Origin of the sequence: Streptomyces echinatus (genome assembly GCF_014203595.1) — a bacterium.
GTDB classification, from domain to species: Bacteria; Actinomycetota; Actinomycetes; order Streptomycetales; family Streptomycetaceae; genus Streptomyces; species Streptomyces echinatus.
On record NZ_JACHJK010000052.1, the window covers coordinates 1 to 1,408 of the forward strand.

A 1,408-nucleotide genomic window follows, 5' to 3' on the forward strand; every position below is an offset into this window, starting at 1 on the left:
TCTTGTTCGTAGTGGACGACGAGGGTCTCGGCGGCTTCCCTGGCCTGCTCGGGGGTCTCGGCGACGACGAGGGCGACGGGCCAGCCCAGGTGCGGCACCCGGTCGTGCTGGAACACGGCGCAGGTCGGGTCCGGGCGCATGCCCATCAGGCCGGTGTAGTCGGTCCTCACGCGGGGGGCGTTGCGGTGGTCGAGGACGGTGAGGACTCCCGGCATGGCGAGGACGGGGTCGGTGTCCAGGGCGCTGACGCGTCCGCGGGCCACCGTGGACAGCACCAGCCAGCCGTGGGCGAGGCCGGTGAAGGGCATCTCGCCGGCGTAGCGTGCGGCTCCGGTGACTTTGTCCCGGCCCTCGATGCGGGTGTGGGCGGTGCCGACGGCGCGCGTCGGTGTGGGAGCGCCGGTGGTGACGGTGGTCATCGTCGGTCCTCCTCGGCGAGTTGGGTCAGGACGGCCACCACGAGGTTGCGGACGAGGTCCCTCTTGTATGTGTTGTGCGGCAGCGGCCGTGCCGCCGCCAGCTCGGCGTCGGCAGCGGCGGCGTAGGTCCCGGGGCCGGCCGGCGCGCCGGTCAGGACGCGCTCGGCGGCGACGGCCCGCCACGGACGGGAGGCGACGGCGCCCAGGGCCAGACGCGCCTCCCGGACGACGCCGTCCCGGACCTCCAGCGCGGCGGCGACCGAGCCGATGGCGAACGCGTACGAGGCCCGCTCGCGCACCTTGCGGTAGCGGGAGTTGACGGCGACCGGGGCGGGCGGCAGCGTGATGGCGGTGATGAGCGCGCCCGGCGGCAGGGCGGTCTCGCGGTGCGGGGTGTCCCCCACCGGCAGGTAGAAACCGGCCAGCGGCAGCTCCCCCGCACCGTCGGCCGTTTCGAAGTGGACGGTGGCGTCGAAGGCGGTCAGGGCCACGGCCATGTCCGAGGGGTGCACGGCCACGCAGTGCCCGGACGCGCCGAGGATCGCGTGGTTGTGGTGCTCACCTGCGACAGCGGGGCAACCGCTGCCCGGCACCCGCTTGTTGCAGGGCCGGGTGACATCGGTGAAGTAGCCGCAGCGGGTGCGCTGCAGCAGGTTCCCGCCGACGGTGGCCATGTTGCGCAGCTGCCCCGACGCACCGGCCAGCACCGCCTGCGCGAGCGCCGGGTAACGGCGCCGGACCTCGGGATGCGCCGCCAGATCACCGTTGGTGACCGTGGCACCGATCCGCAGACCGCCCTCCGGCGTCGACTCGATCCGGTCGAGCGGGAGTCCACGGATGTCGACGAGCCGGGCGGGACGTTCGACACCCGCCTTCATCAGATCGACGAGATTGGTGCCGCCACCGAGGAAACGCGCGTCCGGATCGGCACCGAGCAACGCGACCGCACCCGCGACATCGGTGGCCCGCCGATAGCCGAACTCCCTCAT

1 protein-coding gene and 1 pseudogene are annotated in these 1,408 nt (G+C 73.5%); both read right to left on the reverse strand.

Translation table 11 applies throughout. The annotated features are described in order from the left end of the window. Positions 1 to 419 (reverse strand): annotated as a pseudogene (locus tag FHS34_RS41825) (xanthine dehydrogenase family protein molybdopterin-binding subunit); the annotation flags it as partial. Continuing rightward, positions 416 to 1,408: an FAD binding domain-containing protein gene (locus tag FHS34_RS41830; protein ID WP_184976193.1), complete on the reverse strand. Its 993-nt coding sequence runs from the start codon at positions 1,406 to 1,408 to the stop codon at positions 416 to 418. The gene FHS34_RS41830 and the pseudogene FHS34_RS41825, both read right to left, overlap by 4 nt.